Source organism: Phyllobacterium sp. SL163, from assembly GCF_049896885.1.
Lineage (GTDB): Bacteria > Pseudomonadota > Alphaproteobacteria > Rhizobiales > Rhizobiaceae > Phyllobacterium > Phyllobacterium calauticae.
The window spans coordinates 76,839-99,199 of sequence record NZ_JAFCVE010000002.1 but is presented as its reverse complement, the minus strand read 5'-3'; the positions used below and the strand labels follow the sequence as shown (position 1 = coordinate 99,199).

Genomic DNA, 22,361 nt, shown 5'->3' with positions numbered 1-22,361 from the left:
AAATAGTGACTTAATTTCATTTCCATGTCAACATAGAATCTGATCTGCTAAGTTATTGCGTTGCAACAATATTTTTGCATCGCATCAAAAAAAGATTTCGGGAGGAGATCGTTCGTTGGTAGATGAGATAGCCCGGCCGGACGATGTCCGGCGTCAGAATCGCAGGCTCGTCCTGGCCGCATTGCGCGGCCATGATCTCCTCTCGCGCACCGATATCGTGGCCCAGACCGGCCTCAGCGCATCGACGGTTTCAGCCATCACCACGGCCCTCATCGCCGAAGGCATTGTCAATGAAAGCCGCGACGGCGATGTCACGGCCAACCGCCGCGGCCGCCCGCAGGTGGCACTGACGCTCAACCCGGAAATCGCGACGATCGCCACTGTCGAACTGGCACTCAACCTCGCCCACACGGTGCTGTTCGACTACAAGGGACAGGTGATCGCGCAGGAAATCCGCCGCATCCCGACGCTCGATGCGAGCGCCGGCGACCTGAGCCGGGCGATCTGCGAAATGCTTGACGGCCTGCTCGCCGCCATGCCGGGCAGCGCGGGCAGGCTCATGCATATCTCCATGGGCGTGCAGGGTGTCACTGATGCCGCCAGCGCGACCATGCTCTGGTCACCGATCACGCCCGACATCAATGTGGCCTTCGGCGAAATCCTTTCCGCCCGCTATGGCGTCAGCGTTGCCGTTGCCAATGATTGCAGCATGATTGCCGAGGCGCTGCGCTGGACCGATCCGGAACATTACGCCGAAGACTTTGCCGCCATCCTCCTGTCGCACGGCATCGGCATGGGTCTTTATCTCAAGGGCAAGCCGTTTCTCGGCGTCCAGTCTTCCGGTGCCGAATTCGGCCATATGCTGCATGTCCCCAACGGCGCGCTGTGCCGCTGCGGCCGCCACGGCTGCATCGAAGCCTATGCCAGTGATTATGCCATCCTGCGCCGGACAGCGGGCGAGGACGAACAGGCCCAGCCGGCCCAGGATGTCGACGCCGCTTCCTTCAATGCCGTGGCCGACCGTGCCCGCAGCCGCGACGGTGCGGAGCGGGCGGCATTCCGCAAGGCGGGACAGGCCATCGGCTCCGGCCTGCGCAGTCTTTTCTCGCTGATCGATCCCGTGCCCATCGCGCTTGTCGGGCCCGGCGCGGGTGTCTTCGACCTCATCGAGGCGGACCTGCGGGAAATCGTATCCGGTACGACCGGTTGGGGCGGCAAGCCTGACCTGACCATCCGCTGCTATCCCGACGAGCATCCGCTCATCCTGCAGGGTTGCATGATGACGTCCCTGCTGCATCTCGATACCCAGCTTTTCGCCCCCGGCGATCTGCGTGAAGCACCGCTGCGGCGGGCGATCTAGCCTCCACATTTCAAAGGATCTTCCATGTATCTCGGTCTCGATTTAGGCACATCCGGCGTCAAGGCGCTGTTGATTGACGACAAGCAATCCGTCATTGGCTCCGGCACAGGAACACTGGATGTTTCACGGCCGCATTCCGGTTGGTCCGAACAGGACTCGGCGCACTGGATCAGCGCAACGGAAGATGCCATTGCCGCGCTGAAGGCCAGTCACCCCAAAGAGTTGGCTGCTGTGAAAGGCATCGGCCTGTCCGGCCAGATGCACGGCGCAACGCTGCTTGACGGCAATGACAGCGTGCTCCGGCCCTGCATGCTGTGGAACGACACGCGCAGCCACGCGGAAGCAGCCGAACTCGACGGCAACCCGATCTTTCGCGCGCTCAGCGGCAACATTGTTTTTCCCGGCTTTACCGCACCGAAAGTCATGTGGGTGAAGAACAACGAGCCGGAGATTTTCGCAAAACTGCGGCGGGTGCTGCTACCAAAAGATTATCTGCGGCTCTGGCTGACCGGCGAGCACGTCTCCGAAATGTCCGATGCGGCGGGGACCTCCTGGCTCGATGTCGGCAGACGCGCCTGGTCGGACGAGCTGCTCGGCGCATCGGGACTCGACAGGAGCCACATGCCATCCCTCGTCGAGGGAACCGAGGTTTCCGGCACGCTGAAAGCCAGTCTGGCCACGCGTTGGGGCATGGGCAACGGGGTGGTTGTTGCCGGGGGCGCCGGGGACAATGCTGCTTCCGCCTGCGGCATGGGCACAGTGGCGGAAGGCCATGCCTTCGTCTCGCTCGGCACATCCGGCGTGCTGTTTGCCGCCAACAATGCCTATCTGCCCAACCCGGCCAGTGCCGTTCACACCTTCTGCCATGCCCTCCCGGACACGTGGCACCAGATGGGCGTGATCCTCTCCGCCACTGACGCGCTCAACTGGTATGCCGGCATCACCGCGCGCAAGCCGGCGGAACTGACCGATGAGCTGGGTGACAATTTACGAGCCCCTTCCGGCGTCACCTTCCTGCCCTATCTCTCCGGAGAACGCACGCCGCTCAATGATTCTGCCATCCGCGGCTCGTTCCAGGGACTGGAACATGCCAGCGACCGTGCGAGCCTGACACAGGCTGTCCTTGAGGGCGTCGCCTTTGCCTTCCGCGATTGCCTGCATGCGCTTGCCAGTGCCGGCACCAGGCTTGACCGGGTGACCGCGGTCGGCGGCGGCTCGCGGTCCGTTTACTGGCTGAAAACCATTGCCACAGCGCTCGACATTCCCGTCGACGTGCCTGCCGACGGGGATTTCGGCGCAGCCTTCGGTGCCGCAAGGCTTGGCCTCATCGCAGCGGAAAAGGCCGATCCGCGTGCCATCTGCACGCAGCCCGCAACGGAAAAGACCATCGAGCCCGACAAGGGCCTCACCGCCGATTTCGACATCGCCTACCGGCGCTACCACAACCTCTATCCAGCATTAAAGGGAGTTCAATCATGAGCAGCGGATTTTTTGGTGACATCAAACCAGTCAGATATGAGGGGCCGGACAGCACCAATCCGCTTGCCTATCGTTTTTACAATCCCGAAGAGCTGATCAATGGCAAGCGCATGGAAGACCATCTGCGCTTTGCGGTCGCCTACTGGCATTCCTTCACCTGGCCGGGCGGCGATCCCTTCGGCGGCCAGACCTTCGAACGTCCGTGGTTCAATGACACGATGCAAGGCGCGAAGCTGAAAGCCGACGTGGCTTTCGAGATGTTCTCGCTGTTGGGCGCACCGTATTTCTGCTTCCACGATGCGGACGTTCGCCCGGAAGGCGAGACACTCGCCGAAAGCAACAAGCGCCTTTACGAGATTGCAGACTATTTCGCGGGCAAGATGGAGAAGACCGGCACCAAGCTGCTCTGGGGCACCGCCAATCTGTTCTCCAACCGGCGCTACATGGCCGGTGCCGCCACCAATCCCGATCCCGATGTCTTCGCCTATGCGGCAGCAACGGTGAAAACCTGTATCGACGTCACGCAGAAGCTGAAGGGCGAGAACTACGTGCTCTGGGGCGGCCGCGAAGGCTACGAGACCCTGCTCAACACCGACATGAAGCGCGAGCTCGACCAGATGGGCCGGTTCCTCAGCCTCGTCGTCGACTACAAGCACAAGATCGGCTTCAAGGGCGCGATCCTTATCGAGCCGAAGCCGCAGGAGCCGACCAAGCACCAGTATGACTACGATGCGGCGACAGTCTATGGCTTCCTCAAGCGCTTTGGCCTGGAAAACGAGGTCAAGGTCAATCTCGAACAGGGCCACGCCATCCTTGCCGGCCACTCCTTCGAACATGAGCTGGCAACCGCTGCGGCACTCGGGATTTTCGGTTCCATCGACATGAACCGCAATGATTACCAGTCCGGCTGGGATACGGATCAGTTCCCCAACAACGTGCCCGAGGTGGCGCTGGCCTATTATGAAATCCTCAAAGCCGGCGGCTTCACCACGGGCGGCACCAATTTCGACTCCAAACTGCGCCGCCAGTCGCTCGATCCGCAGGACCTGCTGATCGCCCATATCGGCGGCATGGATACCTGCGCCCGCGGCCTCAAGGCAGCGGCGAAGATGGTCGAGGACAAGGCCCTCACCGGTTTTGTCGAGGAGCGCTATGCGGGCTGGGCCAAGCCTGACGCACAGGCCATGCTGTCGGGCAAGCTGTCGCTCGAAGACATTGCCAAGCATGTCGAGGACAAGAAGATCCAGCCGCAGCCGCGCTCCGGCCGCCAGGAATATCTGGAGAACGTGGTCAACCGCTACGTTTGAGGGAGAGTTTTTACCCCCCTCTGGGCTGCCGCCCATCTCCCCCACAAGGGGGGAGATCAGCCTGCATTACGATTTCGACCAGTTCCGAGACATCGCAAAGCACGTAAAAATGTCGATGTGATCTCCCCCCTTGTGGGGGAGATGTCCGGCAGGATAGAGGGGGGTGTTCACAGCCATTCCCCCTTCAAGCATCAGACGTGCTGGCCGCCATTGATGTGGATTTCCGAGCCGGTCACATAGGACGATGCCTCGGAACACAGGAAATAGATCGTCTCGGCAACCTCAGCGGTCTTGCCGAGACGGCGCAGCGGCAGCTGTTCCACCAGCTTGTCGGTGCCCGGCGACAGGATCGCCGTATCGATCTCGCCCGGTGCGATCGCGTTGACGCGAATGCCGTGCGGGCCGAAATCCGAGGCCATTTCCCGTGTCAGGGATGCCAGCGCAGCCTTCGATGTCGCATAGGCCGTTCCGGCAAAGGGATGCACGCGGCTTCCGGCGATGGAGGTGACGTTGACAATCGAACCCTTGCCCGCTTCCAGCTCCTTGAACAGGCCGCGCGCCAGCATGATGGGTGCGAAGAAATTCACCTGAAACACCGTGGACCATGTGTGCATGGGTGTCTCGATCGAATCCAGCCGGTCACCACCCGGATTCTTGGGCGAGATACCGGCATTGTTGATCAGGGCATGCAGCTTGCCGCCTTCGATCTCCAGTCTCTGGCGAATTTCGAGGACCGCATGATCCACATCGGCGGGATCGGCGAGATCCACCTTGATATGATCGTCGGGACCGGCAGGCCAGGGACAATCATCGGAAAAATCCTGCCGCGAGCAGGTGATGACGCGCCAGCCGGCGCGGGAAAACCGCTTGACCGTGGCGTGGCCGATGCCACGGCTTGCGCCAGTCAAGACGAGGACTTTGCGTGCTTCATCGCTGCTCATGGGAAAACTCCGTTTGCATGAGCCATAGAGCAAGCGCCGCCCAAAGGGAACTGTGCACGCCGGTATTTTGACGTGTGCCTGCGAACAAACATCGCGAAATTCAGGAAAAACTCGACGTCTTCAGAAACTCGGCCAGGCGCTCGCTCTGCGGTTTGTGGAACATGTCGCGCGGGTTGCCTTCCTCACCGATAAGCCCCTGATTCATGAAAATCACCCGGTTGGAGACCTCGTAGGCAAAGCGCATCTCGTGGGTGACAAGCAGCATGCTCATGCCGTCCTGCGCCAGTGTCTTGATCACCTGCAGCACCTCGTTCACCAGTTCCGGATCGAGTGCCGAGGTGACCTCGTCGAACAGCATCAGCCGGGGATTCATGGCAATGGCGCGGGCGATGGCAACACGCTGCTGCTGGCCGCCGGACAATTGCCCGGGAAAATGATCGGCGCGGGCGAGCAGGCCGACCCGATCCAGCCATTTCAGCGCAATGGTGCGCGCCTCGTCCCGGTCCAGCTTCTTCACCTTGACCAGGCCCAGCATGACATTGTGAACGGCACTCATATGCGGGAACAGGTTGAACTGCTGGAAAGCCATGCCGGTCAGGGCGCGCTGGCGGGCGATTTCCTTCTCCTTCTTGCGCCGGCGCTGGCCGCCGACCATCTCATAGCCGATCTCCTGACCGTCTATGCTGATCGACCCGCCCTGGAATTCTTCCAGCATGTTGATGCAGCGCAGCATGGTGGTCTTGCCGGAGCCGCTCGACCCGATGATGCTGACGACATCGCCCTGCTTCATGCTGCAGTCGACGCCTTTGAGGACTTCCACCTCGCCATAGCTCTTGTGCAGGTTGCGGATTTCAAGAAGATTGTCTGGCATCCCGGAATCCCCTTAGGACGGAACCGCCATCTTGCGTTCGACGTAGCGGCCGAAACGTTCGATGGCATAGTTGATGACGAAATACAGGAAGCCGGCGAAGAAATAGAATTCGAGGCTCATGAAGGTTCTGGAAATCAGTTCCTGCGTGCGCAGCAGCAGCTCGGCCACACCGATGATGGACAAAAGGGTCGATGCCTTGACCATTTCGGCTGAGGTGTTGACCCAGGCCGGCAGCACCTGGCGCAGCGCCTGCGGACCGAGCACATAGGCGAAGGTCTGCGGAAAGGTCAGGCCGATGGCCTTGGCAGCTTCCGTCTGTCCCTTAGGTATGGATTGCAGCGCCCCCCGGACGATTTCCCCCACATGCGAACTGCAGAACACGGCGAGCGCCAGAATGCCCGCCTGGAACGGCCCGAGGTCGAGGCCGATGGTGCCGAGCACGTAATAGCTGGCGAGAACCAGCACGAGAACCGGTGTGCCGCGGATGAAATCGGTATAGCCGCGCACGATCCAGCGCAGCGGTGCCCTGGCATAGGTCAGCGCCAGACCAACACCAACCCCCAGCAGCGTGCCGCAGCAGATCGCCAGCAGCGAAATCGACAGGGTGACGCCGATACCCTTGAGGATCGGCCAGCGCGCCAGCCAGAGAACATCCGCGAAATGAACAATATCCATCACATCACCTCGGCAAGGCCAGACGGCGTTCGACGATGCGCATCAGCGCAGCCAGGATCGAACAGGTAAAGACGTAGAGGCAGCTTGCCACCATCCATGTCTCGATGACGCGAAAGGTTTCCACATTGATCTTGCGCGTTTCAAAGGTCAGTTCCGGCACGGCGATGGCCGCGGCCAGCGAGGTGTCCTTGAACAGCGAGATGATCGTGCTGCCGAGCGACGGCAGGATATTGCGAAACATCAGCGGCGCGATGATCGACGTGCGTATCTGCATTTCCGTCAGGCCGATGGCGAGCCCGGCCTCGCGCAGGCCGGCGGGGATCGACAGCAGTCCGGCGCGAAACACCTCCGCCAGATAAGCGCCGGAATAGAGGGAGAGCGTGAAGACGAAGCTTTCGATCTTGCCCAGGCGCAAACCCCACTGGGGCAGCGCGAAATAGGTGAACAGCACGAGCACAAGGATCGGCGTGTTGCGGATGATGGAGACGTAGACCCCGGCCGGACGCTTTATCAGGCCGTTTTTGGATATCAGACCAAAAGCCGTGCACAGCCCGATGACGGCGCCGATGAGGATGGAGCCGAAGGCCAGGGCAAGGCTAAGCGCCAGCCCCAACAGCAGGTCATCGAAGCTGCGCCAGACGGCAGCAAAATTCAGCGTATAGCCCATGAACAACGTCCCCGTTATCGCAAGACAAGGAGAAACGGCTCCAGACGACCCTGGAGCCGCCGGTTGACTACTTGTATTCGACGGGGAAGCCGATCTGCGGCGGCGTCAGGTCCTTGCCGAACCAGGTCTTGAACGATTTCGCATAGGTATCGAACTCGACACCGGTCATCGCCTCATGCAGCGCCGTGTTGACGAAGTTCAGCCAATCCTGATCGCCGCGCTTGACACCGCAGGCATAGGTCTGCGGATTCCAGCCGTAGCCGGCATCCTTGTAGCGATCCTTGTTCTGGGTCATGTACCAGGCAAGCGACGACTGATCCGTGGCGACCGCATCGGCACGGCCGGATTCCAGCGCCTGATAGATCAGATCGACCGATTCATACTGGTCGACCTTGGCCCCAGGCAGGGCCGCATGCACCATCGATTCGGCATAGACATTCTGCAGCACCGAGATTGTCACCGCAGAACCCGCGGCCTTGAGCGCGGCATAGTCGGCATATTTGCTGTCGGCCTTCAGCATCAGCCCGACACCTTCCCGGTAGTACGGTATGGTGAAGGCGATCTGCTGTGCTCTCTCCCCGGTGACCGTCATGAACTGGCAGGTGATATCCACCTTGTTCGTGGTGATGTTGGGAATGCGGGCATCGGAAGACTGGTTGACGAACTCGACCTTGCTGGGATCGCTGAACAGCGCCTTGGCGATGATATGACCCATGTCGATATCGAAGCCCTGTAGCGTGTCGTCAGCACCCTTGAAGTGCCATGGCGCATTGGTGCTGCCGGTGCCGACAACCAGATGGCCGCGGGCCAGCACCTCATCGAGCTTGCTCTTGTTGTCCTGCGCGAAAGCCTGATTGAACGGCAATGCGAGCAGCGCGGCCACAGCGACCGTCGCGTAAAATACTTTAGACATTTTTCGTTCCCCTATCCGTCAAGCGAATATTATGTTTTAATCCATTACTATGGAATAGAATATCTAATAATGGATTTTCATAATACGAGGACAAGAGTCGCGACTTGTCAAGCGACATTTGGAATCGCTGCGTCAGGGGGGGGGGCAGAAGCTGTATGGGAGCGAAGGGAAGCACGGACCGGACGGCTTGCCGGTCAGTTGCCCATGATCAGGTCGAAGAGCGTGGTCTTGCGCGGCTTCTGGCCATTGCCGCCAACGCCGACCGGCGGCGTCGGATGGGTCGATCCGGTTTGATCGTCCAGCCCCACCGGCGGAACCGGCCCGCCCGGATTGAGCTGGGCTGACGGCACACCTTCGGCCGCCGGAACATCCGCACCGGGCAAGGCATCGTTGCCGTCGATGACGGTTTCATTGACGCGGTAATTGCCGGGAAGCTCGGCCACGGGCACGCCCTTGTGCGCGGCGACCATGAACTCTTTCCAAGCCAGCGCGGGCAGTGCGCCGCCGGTGACCTTCTTGGTCGGCTTGCCGTCATCATTGCCGAACCACACGCCCGTGGTCAGGTTCGAGGTGTAGCCGATGAACCAGGCATCGCGGAAATTCTGGCTGGTGCCGGTCTTACCCGCAGCGGGCCAGCCGAATTTGGCTTTCGTCGCCGTGCCGCTTTCGACGGTCTGGCGCAGCATTGCATTCATCATGCTGACATTGCGCTCGCTGATCACCCGCTCCTGCTTGGGATTCTTGAATTCATACAGCACCTTGCCCTCATGCGTGGTGACGCGGCGGACCAGATGGACGGGCGCCTTGTAGCCGTCATTGGCAAAGGGCACGAAGGAATCGGTGAGTTCGAGCAGCGTGACTTCCGAGGTCCCAAGCGCCAGCGAGGCATTGGCGTTGAGGTTCGAAACGATCCCCAGGCGATGCGCCGTATCGACAACGGTGCTGGGGCCGACTTCCATGACCAATTGGGCGGATACCGAATTGAGCGACCGGGCCAGCGCCTCCGCCAGCGTCACCTTGCCGAAATATTTGCCGTTGTAGTTGCCGGGCGTCCAGTTGCCGATCCGGATGGGCGCATCGTTGCGCACCGATTCCGGCGTGCGCCCCTGCTCCAATGCGGAGAGATACACGAAAGGCTTGAAGGTGGAGCCGGGCTGGCGCTTGGCTTCGCTGGCGCGGTCGAACTGGCTGTTGGCATAGTCATAGCCACCAACCAGCGCCCGCACCGCACCGGTGCCATCGATGGAGACCAGCGCGCCCTGCGAAACATTGAGCCGGTCGCCGTTCTTCTGGATCAGATCGCGGATCGAGGCTTCGCCCAGCTTCTGCAGGCCGAGATCAACGGTGGTGTCGACAACCACGTCCGCACGGACATCGCCGATAAGCTCGGGCAATTCCTCCATCACCCGGTCGGCGACATAATGCTCGGAGCCGCTCCAATAGGCCGCAGCGCGGGTCGCCGGCTGCTTCATGGCAACGGTCAGTTCCTTGTCACCGATCATGCCCTGGTCGCGCATGGCCGCCAGCACCAGCTGGGAACGCTCGACGGCGGCTTTCGGATCGCGCGCCGGCGACAGACGCGAAGGCGCCTTGAGCAGGCCGGCAATGACAGCCGCTTCCGACAGATTGACGTCGTGCGCCGATTTGTTGAAGTAGCGCCGCGAGGCTGCGGCCACGCCATAGGAACCCGAACCGAGATAAACCCGGTTCAGATACATCTCCAGAATCTGGTCCTTGGAGTATTTGTGCTCCAGCCAGAGGGCGAGCAGGACTTCCTGGACCTTGCGCTCCAACGTGCGGTCCGGCGTCAGGAACAGGTTCTTCGCCAGCTGCTGCGTGATGGTCGAACCGCCCTGCACCAGGCGGCCCGAGATCACATTGGTCGCCATGGCGCGGACGAAGCCGACGGGATCGACACCAAAATGCGAATAGAAGCGGCGGTCTTCGATCGCCACCACTGCCTGCGGCAGGTAGGGCGACATCTGGTGCAGGCCGATCGCCTCGCCGCCGGTGGCGCCGCGATTGGCGATGAGGTCGCCTTCGACCGAAACAATCTTGACGTTGGGCGGGCGGTCGGGGATCGTCCAGGTGGTGGTCTGCGGCATCTTGGCGGCGAAATAGATCACCGTGCCCGCGACGGCGATGCCGCCCCAGATGCACAGGACAAACGACCAGTAGATGGTGCGGCGGATGAGACCCAGGAAACCGCCACCCTGCTGGCGGCTGGAGCGGCCGCGCCTCGACTTGGCGGGTTTGCGCGATGAAGTCCGGCGCTTCTGGCTTCGCACGGGTCTGTCCTCCGGGTCGGCGCGCATGTCATCGTCATCGGAACGGCGGTCCGAACTGAACCCCGGCTCGATGCGCTGCCTGCCCTTGTCACGTGGTGCCATTGACTGAAATACCCGCCCCAATCGGTGCCGCAAAATCCTTCGCGACGCGTTGCAGGGTAAATGCGGCGATTTAAGGTGCGGTTAAATTTGGCCGATGGCATCAAACTGAGCATGCGTGAAGGCGAACGGTTCGGTTCACGCTTGAGAAATCCGCGCCGGACAGTTAGCTTCCCGCTCATTAGGAATGGAGTGGAAAATGCGATTTGTGGTCCTTGCCTGCGCTGCGATCATCCTCAGCGGTTGCGGTGGCGGTGCCATTGCCAGACTGAATCCCTCGCCCGAATCCGAGGCACAGTATCGGCTCGGCGGCTGCCAGCTGCGCGGTCACGGGACGTGCAAGGAGCCTCTCGACGCGACCGGCGCGACCGCCCCGGCGGCTGCCGCCGTCAACTGAAACCGCGTTCAGGCCGCCGCAGCGCCGCTGTCGTTTTCTGTCAAATCTTGGCGCGCGAAAAGATTATTATTCTTGCGCCCTTGAAAATTAAACGCGGCAGGCATATTTTGGTGGTGCGTAACGAGCGGTTCTCCTCCCATTTTTCGCTCGTTGCGTGTTCCCCTCTGGACGCATTTGCGTTCACAATTCGCCGGGCTTCTGCCCGGCATTTTTGTATCCGGATGCAGCAACCGGGTATTTCCGGGACAATCGGCCCGTCGGAAACGTGATCCGACAGTCATTTCTGCGCGCATCACCTGAATTTTACTTCCCGTTTTGAAATATCGCGTATCAAAGAGAGTAAAACGCGGGGGAACAAAGCAACGATGAGCACGGGCGAAAAAACACGTGTCGATTGGGTCGACATCGCCAAGGGTATCTGCATCATCTTTGTCGTCATGATGCACTCGGTGCTTGGCGTCGAAGAGGATGCCGGCGCCCGCGGCTGGATGCATCCGGTCGTGTCGTTTGCCCAGCCGTTCCGCATGCCGGACTTCTTCCTGATCTCGGGTCTGTTTCTCGGACTGGTGATCGATCGGCCGTGGCTGCGCTACGCCGACCGCAAGATCATCCATTTCGCCTATTTCTACCTGCTGTGGCTGACGATCCAGTTCCTGTTCAAGGCGCCCGGCATTATCGCCGAGAGCGGTCCCGGCGGCGCTGTCAGCGCCTATCTCCTTGCCCTCGTCCAGCCCTTCGGCACCCTGTGGTTCATCTATCTGCTGCCGGTGTTCTTTGTCGTCACGCGCCTCGTCAGATCCGTCAATGTCTGGATCATCCTCGCCATTGCCGCCGCGCTTGAAACCGTCCCCATCCATACGGGATGGCTGGTCCTCGACGAATTCTGCAGCCGCTATGTCTTCTTCTTTGCCGGCTATGCCTTTGCACCCGTCATTTTCGACCTGGCGCAATGGCTGCGGCAGCGGCCGCTCACCGCCCTTGCCATCCTCGGCGTTTGGGCGCTCGCCAATGGCTGGCTGGTATTTCACCCGGCATCGCAACCCTTTGCCGCCTGGATACCGCTGGAGGCCTATACATCCGGCGGGCTCGGCGGCTGGAGCAATGTGCCCATCATCTCGCTGCTTGCCGGTTTTGCCGGGGCATTGGCCATTGTTTCGGTCTCGGCGCTGCTGGCGCGACTGGGCTCGGCACCCCTTGCACAATGGCTTGTGCATGCTTTGCGCTGGCTCGGCGCCCATTCCATCGTTGTCTACCTGGCCTTCTTCCTGCCTATGGCGGTGGCGCGAACCGTCCTGCTCAAATCCGGCGTCATCACGGATATCGGCACGATTTCGCTCCTGACCGTCGTCTGCGGCGTCCTGGGGCCGGTGATCCTTTATGGGCTGGTGCAATGGACCGGCTATGGCCGGTTCCTGTTCAAACGGCCGCAATGGGCGCATATCGATCGCGCGCCCACACCGCAAGGCAGGGGCGCGCTTGCTTCTGCAGAATAGCAGGAGCCGTTTTCCGTTTAACTGTGGGCGAAAATATCCTGTTCGTCCCAGCCCATCAGGTCGAGCTTGGACCGCGTCGGCAGGAACTGGAAGCAGGCAGCCGCCTCTTCCGCCCGTCCGTCACGCTTCAGGCGCTCGATCAGGATGGCGCTCAGCCGGTGCAGGTAGAGAACGTCGGATGCCGCATATTCCAGCTGAGCCTGCGACAGTTCCGGCGCCGCCCAATCCGACGACTGCTGCTGCTTGGACAGGTTGATATCCAGCAATTCGCTGCAAATCTCCTTCAGGCCATGCCGGTCCGTGTAGGTGCGGGTCAGGCGCGAGGCGATCTTGGTGCAGAAGACCGGCTGCGGCATCACACCGAAGGCGTGATAGAGCACGGCAAGATCAAACCGGCCGAAATGGAAAATCTTGGTGATGGCGGCATCACCAAGAAGTTTCACCAGATTGGGGGCAGATGTCTGCCCCTTGTCGATCTGGATGACATCAGCCGAGCCGTCACCGGGTGAAATCTGCACAACACACAGCCGGTCGCGATGGGGGTTCAGCCCCAACGTCTCCGTATCAATGGCAACGGCATTGACCTGATAGTTTGCAAGGTCGGGCAGATCATTGCGGTGAAAGCGGATGGTCATCAAATCTCTCCGGTTTATTTCGTCAGCACGTCAAGAATGCGTGCCCAGGAACGCTGGCCCTTGTGGAAGGAATTCAGCTCGTATTTTTCGTTGGGGGAATGGATGCGGTCGTCCTCAAGCCCGAAGCCGACGAGCAGCGATTCCATGCCCAGCATGTTCTGGAAGTCACCGACAATCGGGATCGATCCGCCCATGGCGATCAGCACGGCGGGCTTCGGCCATTCATCGCTCAGGGCCGTCTTGGCCTTGGCCAGCAGCGGCGAGTCATAGGACAGCTGGATCGCAGGCGAGCCGCCATGCTCATGGAACTCCACCGAGCAGTCGGCAGGGACGCGCGCGCGCACAAAGGCGCGGAAGGCTTCGCGGATCTTGGCGGGGTTCTGCTTGTGCACGAGGCGGAACGACACTTTCGCCGATGCCTGCGCGGCGATGACGGTCTTGAAGCCCTGGCCGGTATAGCCGCCGATCACGCCGTTGATCTCGGCGGTCGGGCGCGCCCAGACCAGTTCCAGGATGGAACGGCCTTTTTCACCCGAGGGAATGGAAAGTCCGATGGGGCCGAGGAAGTTTTCCGGCGTGCAGCCGAGTCCGTTCCAGGTCTGCAGGATCTGCGTTGGGGTTTCCTCGACACCGTCGTAGAAGCCGGGAATGGTCACGGCACCGGTTTCGTCGTGCAGGTCGGCGAGAATCTTCGTGAGAATGTGAATCGGGTTTGCCGCCGCGCCGCCAAAGGAACCGGAGTGCAAGTCGCGATCGGCGGCCTTGATGACGATTTCCTCACCGACCAGCCCGCGCAGGCCGACGGAAATCGCCGGGGTCTGCCTGTCCCACATTCCGGTATCGCACACGAGGGCGAAGTCGGCCTTGAGCTCGTCCTTGCAGGCATTGAGGAAAGGCTTCAGCGACGGCGATCCCGACTCTTCCTCTCCCTCAAACAGGATGGAAATCTTGACCGGCAGCTTGCCATGCACGTCCTTGTAGGCGCGGCAGGCTTCGACGAAGGTCATCAGCTGGCCCTTGTCATCGGCCGTGCCGCGGCCGATCAAAATCTTGCGGCCATCGCCCATATCCTTGATGGCAGGGGCAAAGGGATCGTTTTCCCACAGTTCAAGCGGATCAACCGGCTGCACGTCATAGTGACCGTAGAAAAGCACATGAGGTGCATCGGCGCTTGGCCCTTCATGATGCGCCACAACCATCGGATGCCCCGGCGTGTCGCGCACGCTGGCGTCGAAACCGATGGTCTTCAGATCGGCGACCAGCCATTCGGCAGCCTTGCGGCATTCGGCCTTGAATGCCGGATCGGTGGAGATGGACTTGATCTTCAACAGTTCGAACAGCCGCTCCAGACTTTTATCCAGATTGGCATCAAGGGCGTTCAAGACAGGTTCAAGCGCTGACATGGTAATTCCTGAATTTGTTGGACCGGGATTCGTGAAGGGAGTTCTTCTTAGCCCATTTTCGGGGAAACGGCAGAAAAAAGTGGAGCCGGAAAAGAAATGGCCGCCGTGGCGGGGGGACCACAGGCGACCAGATCACTACACTCAGATGCGGCGACCCGGAGAGGGGGGATGAGGTCACCGCAAGTCCGGGGCAGGCGGGGGACGAGCCTTAAATCCCGGACATCGATCTATCGTCGACAGCTAGGATTTGGGCCTCAAACCATGGCAATTCAAGGGCACGGAACATTACATCTTTGTAACAAACGCGTGATGCATAAGTGATATGTTCAAGGCCCGTCTGATCCGGCATAAAGCTGTCGTGAGCGGAGGCGAATTCCATGACGAAAGCAACGACAGAATTGCCGGTCCTGTTCTTTCCGGCAGGCGCAGACTGGGAGGCGTGGCTGGCAGCCAATCATGCGGCATCGCCGGGCGCATGGCTCAAATTTTCCAAGAAGACCGCGCGGATCAAAAGCCTGTCCAAACAGGATGCGATCGATGGCGCACTCTGCCACGGCTGGATCGACGGCCAGATCGACGCATTCGATGAAGACCACTGGCTCATCCGCTTCACGCCGCGCAAGGCCGCAAGCCGCTGGTCCGACATCAATCGCAAGCGCGCCCTCGCGCTGATCGAACAGGGTCGCATCACCCCCTCCGGTCTTGCGGAAATCGAACGCGCCAAGGCCGATGGACGCTGGGACAAGGCGTATCTTTCGCAAGGCAAGGCCACGATACCCGACGACCTGCAGGCAGCCCTCGACGCGAATGCCGAGGCGAAGCAGATGTTCGGGACATTGAGCAGCGCGAACCGCTACGCCATCATCTACCGTGTAAACGATGCCAAGAAACCCGAGACACGCCTGCAGCGCATCGAAAAATTTGTTGCCATGCTGGAGCGCGGCGAAACCATCCATCCGCAGAAGGACAAACCCTCCCGATAAGCTGCGGCGGCCCCGCGGATTTTGTCAGGAGGAGTCGGCTATCCCGCGATCTTTCGGTGCATGGGAAAGACAGATCATTTCCTTTTGCGGGATGATCATTTAATCGTAGGCACCATGAAAAAAGGTGATCATCTCTTTCTCGTCGACGGCTCCGGCTATATCTTCCGGGCCTATCATGCGCTGCCGCCCCTCACCCGCAAATCGGATGGCTTGCCGGTGGGCGCCGTGTCGGGTTTCTGCAACATGCTGTGGAAGCTGCTGCGGGAAGCCAGGGACACTTCGGTCCGGGTGACGCCGACGCATTTCGCCGTCATTTTCGACTATTCGTCGAACACCTTCCGCAAGGAAATCTATCCGGAATACAAGGCAAACCGTTCGGCCCCGCCGGAGGACCTCATTCCGCAGTTCGGACTGATCCGCCAGGCCACCAAGGCCTTCAACCTTCCCTGCATCGAAAAGGAAGGCTACGAGGCGGACGATCTTATCGCCACCTATGCGCGGATGGCGGAAGCCGCCGGCGCGGAAGTCACCATCATCTCCTCGGACAAGGACCTGATGCAGCTCGTCACCCCGCTGGTGTCAATGTATGACAGCATGAAGGACAAGCAGATCGGCATTCCCGACGTCGTCGAGAAATGGGGCGTGCCGCCGGAAAAGATGATCGACCTGCAGGCATTGACCGGCGATTCCACCGACAATGTTCCCGGCATTCCCGGCATCGGGCCGAAGACCGCTGCGCAGCTTCTGGAAGAGTTCGGCGATCTCGATACGCTGCTGTCCCGTGCCGGTGAAATCAAGCAGCAGAAACGCCGCGAAAACATTATTGCGTTCAGCGAACAGGCGCTTATCTCACGCCAGCTTGTGACATTGAAGACCGATACACCCATCGATGTCGGGCTTGATGAATTCGGACTTGAGCCACAGGACGGACCGAAGCTGGTCGCCTTCCTCAAGGCCATGGAGTTCACCTCCCTCACCCGGCGCGCCGCCGAAGCGACGGGCATCGATGCCGCCGCCGTCGAACCATCTGAGGTCGCGGTGGACACTGTCGCCGAGGCGCACGGACCGGACGTTGAAATCCCTGACGGAACTGCTCCCGCTTCAACGACCGAGAAGCCACAGGACAAATCGGAGACCGGCGTCATGCTGCCCGCCGACCTGATCAAAGCGCGCGGTGACGAAGCGCTGGCTTCGAAGATCGACACAACAGCCTATACCTGCATCCGCGATCTTGCCACGCTGCAACTCTGGATAGACGAGGCAACGGAAGCCGGACTGGTGGCGTTCGACACGGAAACCACTTCGCTCGATCCGATGCAGACCGAGCTGGTCGGTTTCTCCCTCGCCATCCGGCCGGGGCACGCCGCCTATGTCCCGCTCAACCACAAGTCGGGCAATGGCGATCTCCTCGGCGGCGGCACCGTCGAAGGACAGATTCCGCTCGACGATGCCTTGCGCGTATTGAAGCCGCTGCTCGAGGACCGTTCGGTGCTCAAGATCGCGCACAACATGAAGTATGACTGGCTGGTCATGCACCGCTACGGCATCGATCCGCACCCCTTCGACGATACGATGCTGATCTCCTACGTGCTCGATGCGGGTGAAGGCACCCATGGCATGGACGCACTGTCCGAGCGCTGGCTGGGCCACACGCCCATCGCCTACAAGGATGTGGCCGGCAGCGGTAAGTCATCGGTTACATTCGACATGGTCGATATCGACCGCGCCACCGCCTATGCCGCCGAAGATGCGGATGTCACCCTGCGCCTGTGGCGCCTGCTGAAGCCGCGTCTGGTCGAGGATGGGCTTGTCTCGGTCTATGAACGGCTGGAGCGCCCGCTCGTTGCCGTGCTGGCGCGGATGGAAGAGCGCGGCATTTCCGTCGACCGGCAAATCCTGTCGCGGCTTTCCGGCGATCTGGCGCAGGCGGCAGCCGCCATCGAGCACGAGATTTACCAGCTTGCCGGGGAAAAGCTCAACATCGGCTCACCCAAACAGCTGGGCGACATCCTGTTCGGCAAGATGAGCCTTCCCGGCGGTTCGAAGACCAAGACCGGCCAGTGGTCGACATCGGCACAGGTGCTGGAAGACCTTGCGGCGGAAGGGCATGAACTGCCGCGCAAGATCGTCGACTGGCGCCAGCTGACCAAGCTCAAATCCACCTATACGGACGCCCTGCCCGGCTATATCCATCCCGATACCAAGCGGGTGCATACGTCCTATGCCATGGCCGCGACCTCGACGGGGCGGCTGTCCTCGTCGGAGCCGAACCTGCAGAACATTCCCGTACGCACAGCTGAAGGCCGCAAGATCCGCACGGCCTTCATCGCCGCGCCGGGCAACAAGCTGATTTCCGCCGACTACAGCCAGATCGAGCTGCGGGTCCTGGCGCATGTCGCCGAGATTCCCCAGCTCACCCAGGCCTTCGCCGATGGCATAGACATTCATGCGATGACCGCATCGGAAATGTTCGGCGTTCCGGTCAAGGACATGCCCTCGGAAGTGCGCCGCCGCGCCAAGGCGATCAACTTCGGCATCATCTATGGCATTTCCGCGTTTGGCCTTGCCAACCAGCTGTCGATTCCGCGCGAAGAAGCCGGGCAATATATCCGCACCTATTTCGAGCGCTTCCCTGGCATCAAGGACTATATGGAGGCGACCAAGGCCTTTGCCCGGCAGAACGGTTATGTCGAAACCATCTTCGGGCGCCGGGCGCATTATCCGGAAATCCGCTCCTCCAATCCGCAGGTTCGCGCCTTCAACGAGCGTGCCTCGATCAACGCGCCGATCCAGGGTTCGGCCGCCGACATCATCCGCCGCGCCATGGTGCGCATGGAACCGGCGCTCAACGAGGCAAAGCTTTCGGCCCGCATGCTGTTGCAGGTGCACGACGAACTGATCTTTGAAACCGCCGAAGGCGAAGTCGACGCGACCATTCCGATCATTCGCGAGATCATGGTCAATGCCGCCATGCCGGCGATTTCCCTGTCCGTGCCGCTGCAGGTGGATGCGCGCGCCGCACACAACTGGGACGAAGCGCACTAGAACCGGAAGCTGGGGCCTAGTGCATGGAATCCAGCACTTTGCGCTGGGCATGCATTTCGAGGAAAATGCGGTAATCCCGGTCAAAGCGCTGGCGCGCCTTCGGTTCGGGCTGGCGCGGGCGCCCGCCCTGTTTCATCGCCATGCAGGCGGCGGGCAGATCCGGGTAAAGCCCGGCCGCCGTTGCCGCGACCATCGCCGTGCCGAGAAGCACGGCATCTTCGGCAGCCGACGTGATGACGGTACAGCCCGTCGCATCGGCATAGAGTTCCATCAGCAGCGGGTTCTTGGTGTGCCCGCCCGTGACATGCATGGTGTCGATGGCGTAGCCGCGCTCGTTCAGCGCATCGAGGACATGTCGCACGCCAAGGGCAATGCCGACGGAGGTGCGCCAGTAGAGGCGGCACAGGCTGTCAAAGGAGGCGTCCAGCGTCAGGCCGCTGATGACGCCCACCGCATGCGGGTCAGCCAGCGGCGAGCGGTTGCCATGAAAATCCGGCAGGACATGCAGGCGGCCGGCCAGATCGAGCCCCTCCTTTTCCCGCAGTTCCATGACGCGGTCGGTGATCTTCCTGTGCAGGGCGGCGTTGGGTTCGCCCGCAGCCCCGTGCCAGCGGATGATGTGATCGAGAAGCGCGCCGGAAACCGACTGTCCGCCCTCGCTCAGCCAGCAATCCGGCAAAGCCGCGCCGTAATAGGGTCCCCAGACGCCGTTGAACGAAATCGGCTCCTGCGACAGCGCCATCAGGCAGCTTGAGGTTCCGGCAATCAAAGCCAGGTGCCGGTCGATCTGCGAGAGATCGCCGGCGAAGCCGCCAAGCACACCGAGTGCCCCGGCATAGGCGTCGATCAGCCCCGCGCCCACATGGCAGCGCGTGGTAAGGCCCAGCGCCTTGGCAGCCTCCGGCGTCAATGGCCCTACATCGGTCCCCACCGGGCTTGCCCGCTCCGGCAGGCTGCCGCGCTCGACCATATCGCCGATGCCGACCTCTTGGAGATAATCGCTCTGCCAGCCCGGTTCCTTATGGGCCAGATAGGTCCATTTGCAGGTGATCGTGCATTGCGACCGTGCCAGCGATCCCGACGCCTTCCAGCTGAGGAAATCGGCAAGGTCGAAAAAATAGCCGGCTTTGTCCCAGGAGTTGGGCAGATGCCGCTTGAGCCACATTAGCTTTGGCGTCTGCATTTCCGGCGACATGACCCCGCCGAGATATTTGAGGACGTCGTGGCCCGTTGCCGTGCATTCATCCGATTCGTCGAGCGCCCGGTGATCCAGCCAGACGATCGTGTCCCAGCGGTTGTCACCACCTGTCGAGACAGTCAGCGGCTTGCCATCCCTGTCGCGCACAACCAGCGAGCAGGTGGCGTCGAAACTGATGCCGGTGATATCGGACGGATCGACCTTGGACGCCGCGACCGCACCCTGCACCGCGATGCAGACCGACTTCCAGATGTCTTCCGAATCATGTTCGGCATGGTCAGGCAGCGGGCGGTTCATCAGGATCGGGTGTTCCACCCGCCCCAACAGATTCCCCTTGATATCAAGAATACCCGCCCGGGCGCTTCCCGTTCCCACATCCACAGCACATACAAAATCTGGCATTCGAACCTTCCGGCTTGTCGTGAACCGGAACGCTCTAATGAACGTTTGTTCGGGCCTGTAGTGATGACAACAGGCCGGGCAATTCCAGCATGTCGCCGAATATAAGGTCTGGCTCGAGAGACGCAAGCGCTGCTTCCAGCCGGCCGCCGCGCGCATGGGTGCCGCCGGTGAAGGCGAAGACGCGCATGCCCGCCCGTTTGGCGGCTTCAATGCCCGCAGGACTGTCTTCAATGACCACGCAGTCTTCCGGCGGCGTGTTCATGACCTGCGCCGCATGCAGGAACAGGTCCGGCGCCGGCTTGCCGTGCTTCACCATGGTCGCGCTGAAAATATTCGGCTCCAGCAGATCGAGCAGGCCTGTCAGCTTGAGCGACAGGCGAATCCGGTCGGGCTGGCTCGACGAGGCAACGCAGCGCGGCAGATCGAGCGCATTGAGCGTCTCGGCTATGCCGGGAATCGGTTTCAGATCGGCACGGAAGCGTGCGTAGAGATTGGCGCGCATATCCTCCAGGTCGGCGGCGCTGGCGGCAAAGCCGTAATCCTCATGCAGGATTTTGCTGATCGTCGCCATGCTGCGGCCAAGAAACATCTCGTAGGCCTCTTCCTCGGACAGCGTCGTGCCGCTCCGGGAAATCATCTCGAGCAGAACAGCAATGGAGATCGGCTCGCTGTCGACGAGGACACCATCGCAATCGAAAATGACAAGAGCGGGCTTGGTCATGGCGTCAGAGCTTGTCTGCGAGATAAAGCGTCAGGGTCTCGCGCGTACCCTTGTCCCAAAGGGTTTTCAAAATTCGCGAGAAGGATTGGGCGAAGATGGGCGACGTACCGACATCGCCGAAAATATCGCTCATCGCCAGAAATGCCCTGGGATCGCTCCTGGCCTTCACCGCTTCCACCTTCAACCGTTCGGCGTTGGCGTCAAGATAATTCGTCGGCTTACCGCTATCGGTTGTTCCCTCGCAGAACCGGCACCAGAGCGCGGAAACCAGCGACAGACCGGTGATGCTCTTGCCCGCCTTCAAGCGGTCCGCCGTGGTCGGCAGGATGAATTTGGGCTGGCGGTTGGACCCGTCCTGGCAGAGGCGCTGGATCGTATCGCCGATCTTCGGGTTGGAGAAACGCCGGTCGATCAGGTCGTAATATTCCTCGAAGGTGATGCCGGGCACCGGCGGGAGAACGGGAATGATCTCTTCCCGCTCGAGCTTGCCGAGGAAGCCGCGGATCAGCGGTTCCTCCATGGCTTCGTGCACGAAGTGAATGTCCATCAGTGCTGCGGGATAGGCAATGGTCGCGTGGCCGCCATTGAGGATGCGGATTTTCATCAGCTCATACGGCGCAACATCCCTCACAAAGGTGACGCCGACCTTTTCCAGTGCCGGGCGGCCGGTCGGGAAATGATCCTCAAGCACCCACTGCTTGAACGGTTCGCAGAACACCGGCCAATTGTCCTCGACGCCGAAATCGCTGGCAAGCATGCCGCGCTCGCGGTCGGAGGTTGCCGGGGTGATGCGGTCGACCATGCTGTTGGGGAAGGCGACATTGTCCTTCACCCATTTGGCCAGATCCGCATCGACAAGCGCCGCAAGACCGCTGACGGCATCGCTGGTAACGTGCCCGTTGCCGGGAATGTTATCGCAGGACATCACCGTGAAAGGCGCCGTGCCCTCGGCGCGGCGGCGCATCAGTCCGGCGAGGATGAGACCGAACACCGTCCTGGGATCGCCGATATCGGCGGCGTCGGCCACGATCGCCGGATGCTGCGGGTTGAACACGCCGGAGGCCGGATCGATGAAATAACCGCCTTCGGTGATGGTCAACGACACGATGCGGATTTTCGGATCGGCAAGCCGCGCAATGGTATTTTCCGTCTCGCCCGGTTTCAGGTAGTCGATCATCGATGCGGTCACGCGCGCGGTGCGATGACCGCTGTCCTGTTCGACCACCGTGGTCAGCCAGTCCTGTTCCCGCAGTTTCTGCCGCATGGTTTCGTCCGATGCCAGAACCCCGGCGCCGACAATCGCCCAGTCATGATCGCTGCCGGCGTTGAAAAGATCGTCGAGATAGACGGCCTGATGGGCGCGATGGAAATTGCCGATACCGAAATGGATGATGCCGGCCGTCAGATCGGCCTGCCTGTAGCCGGGAACAGCGACGTTGGCTGGAAGCTGCGACAGCGCGCTTTTGGAAAGTTTAACAGTCATC

General features: G+C 61.0%; 18 protein-coding genes. 7 read left to right on the top strand and 11 right to left on the bottom strand.

The features are described 5' to 3' along the window. The first annotated feature begins 115 nt into the window (after positions 1–115). Genes ACP7B1_RS04050 through xylA form a run of 3 tightly spaced genes read left to right on the top strand, consistent with a single transcriptional unit; the run spans position 116 to position 4,146 of the window. Positions 116–1,360, top strand: coding sequence for an ROK family transcriptional regulator (locus ACP7B1_RS04050; protein WP_346305973.1), 1,245 nt, complete (start codon positions 116–118; stop codon positions 1,358–1,360). Between the two features lie 24 nt (positions 1,361–1,384). Beyond that, positions 1,385–2,839 carry a xylulokinase gene (xylB, locus tag ACP7B1_RS04045; RefSeq protein ID WP_346305972.1) on the top strand — a complete coding sequence of 485 codons (1,455 nt, stop codon included), beginning with the start codon at positions 1,385–1,387 and terminating at the stop codon, positions 2,837–2,839. Continuing rightward, positions 2,836–4,146 carry a xylose isomerase gene (gene xylA, locus ACP7B1_RS04040; RefSeq protein ID WP_346305971.1) on the top strand — a complete coding sequence of 437 codons (1,311 nt, stop codon included), beginning with the start codon at positions 2,836–2,838 and terminating at the stop codon, positions 4,144–4,146. The genes xylB and xylA overlap by 4 nt, the downstream gene beginning before the upstream one ends. A 191-nt stretch (positions 4,147–4,337) precedes the next feature. Here the strand turns inward: xylA and ACP7B1_RS04035 are convergent, their stop codons facing one another. The 6 genes from ACP7B1_RS04035 to ACP7B1_RS04010 form a co-directional block, all read right to left on the bottom strand. After that, positions 4,338–5,087 (bottom strand): SDR family NAD(P)-dependent oxidoreductase, encoded by a 750-nt coding sequence (locus ACP7B1_RS04035; RefSeq protein ID WP_130268458.1) that lies wholly within the window; start codon positions 5,085–5,087, stop codon positions 4,338–4,340. Positions 5,088–5,187: 100 nt separating this feature from the next. Then, positions 5,188–5,958, bottom strand: a complete 771-nt coding sequence (locus ACP7B1_RS04030; RefSeq protein WP_223612272.1) for an amino acid ABC transporter ATP-binding protein — start codon at positions 5,956–5,958, stop codon at positions 5,188–5,190. A 12-nt stretch (positions 5,959–5,970) separates the two neighbouring features. After that, the gene (locus ACP7B1_RS04025) at positions 5,971–6,633 is read right to left on the bottom strand and encodes an amino acid ABC transporter permease (RefSeq protein ID WP_105738078.1); all 663 of its coding nucleotides are present in this window, start codon (positions 6,631–6,633) and stop codon (positions 5,971–5,973) included. A 4-nt stretch (positions 6,634–6,637) separates the two neighbouring features. Further along, positions 6,638–7,300: an amino acid ABC transporter permease gene (locus ACP7B1_RS04020; protein ID WP_346305970.1), complete on the bottom strand. Its 663-nt coding sequence runs from the start codon at positions 7,298–7,300 to the stop codon at positions 6,638–6,640. 67 nt (positions 7,301–7,367) lie between these two features. After that, entirely contained in the window at positions 7,368–8,213 is an 846-nt protein-coding gene (locus ACP7B1_RS04015) for a transporter substrate-binding domain-containing protein (RefSeq protein WP_346305969.1), read from the bottom strand. A gap of 194 nt (positions 8,214–8,407) precedes the next feature. Beyond that, the gene (locus ACP7B1_RS04010; protein WP_346305968.1) at positions 8,408–10,603 is read right to left on the bottom strand and encodes a transglycosylase domain-containing protein; all 2,196 of its coding nucleotides are present in this window, start codon (positions 10,601–10,603) and stop codon (positions 8,408–8,410) included. Positions 10,604–10,799: 196 nt separating this feature from the next. Between ACP7B1_RS04010 and ACP7B1_RS04005 the strand changes: the two genes are divergently transcribed. Continuing rightward, entirely contained in the window at positions 10,800–10,997 is a 198-nt protein-coding gene (locus ACP7B1_RS04005) for a hypothetical protein (protein ID WP_346305967.1), read from the top strand. Positions 10,998–11,362: 365 nt separating this feature from the next. Next, complete coding sequence (locus ACP7B1_RS04000) at positions 11,363–12,490, top strand: acyltransferase family protein (protein WP_346305966.1); 1,128 nt, start codon at positions 11,363–11,365, stop codon at positions 12,488–12,490. A 17-nt stretch (positions 12,491–12,507) separates the two neighbouring features. Here the strand turns inward: ACP7B1_RS04000 and ACP7B1_RS03995 are convergent, their stop codons facing one another. Both ACP7B1_RS03995 and ACP7B1_RS03990 read right to left on the bottom strand, forming a co-directional pair. Next, positions 12,508–13,125 (bottom strand): ribonuclease D, encoded by a 618-nt coding sequence (locus tag ACP7B1_RS03995; protein WP_223612280.1) that lies wholly within the window; start codon positions 13,123–13,125, stop codon positions 12,508–12,510. A 14-nt stretch (positions 13,126–13,139) separates the two neighbouring features. Next, positions 13,140–14,528, bottom strand: a complete 1,389-nt coding sequence (locus ACP7B1_RS03990) for a M20/M25/M40 family metallo-hydrolase (protein WP_426136548.1) — start codon at positions 14,526–14,528, stop codon at positions 13,140–13,142. A 377-nt stretch (positions 14,529–14,905) separates the two neighbouring features. Here ACP7B1_RS03990 and ACP7B1_RS03985 point away from each other — a divergent pair, with 377 nt between their 5' ends. Continuing rightward, positions 14,906–15,511, top strand: a complete 606-nt coding sequence (locus ACP7B1_RS03985) for a YdeI/OmpD-associated family protein (protein WP_346305965.1) — start codon at positions 14,906–14,908, stop codon at positions 15,509–15,511. A 60-nt stretch (positions 15,512–15,571) separates the two neighbouring features. Next, positions 15,572–18,556 (top strand): DNA polymerase I, encoded by a 2,985-nt coding sequence (gene polA / locus ACP7B1_RS03980; RefSeq protein ID WP_426136546.1) that lies wholly within the window; start codon positions 15,572–15,574, stop codon positions 18,554–18,556. Positions 18,557–18,572: 16 nt separating this feature from the next. On the opposite strand, the gene ACP7B1_RS03975 is transcribed toward polA, so the two are convergent. From ACP7B1_RS03975 to ACP7B1_RS03965, 3 genes are read right to left on the bottom strand one after another with little or no spacing between them, the layout of a single operon-like run. Further along, the gene (locus ACP7B1_RS03975; RefSeq protein ID WP_346305963.1) at positions 18,573–20,156 is read right to left on the bottom strand and encodes an FGGY-family carbohydrate kinase; all 1,584 of its coding nucleotides are present in this window, start codon (positions 20,154–20,156) and stop codon (positions 18,573–18,575) included. 34 nt (positions 20,157–20,190) lie between these two features. Beyond that, complete coding sequence (locus ACP7B1_RS03970) at positions 20,191–20,877, bottom strand: HAD family hydrolase (RefSeq protein ID WP_346305962.1); 687 nt, start codon at positions 20,875–20,877, stop codon at positions 20,191–20,193. 4 nt (positions 20,878–20,881) lie between these two features. Next, positions 20,882–22,360, bottom strand: a complete 1,479-nt coding sequence (locus ACP7B1_RS03965; protein WP_346305961.1) for a mannitol dehydrogenase family protein — start codon at positions 22,358–22,360, stop codon at positions 20,882–20,884. Position 22,361: the final 1 nt, after the last annotated feature.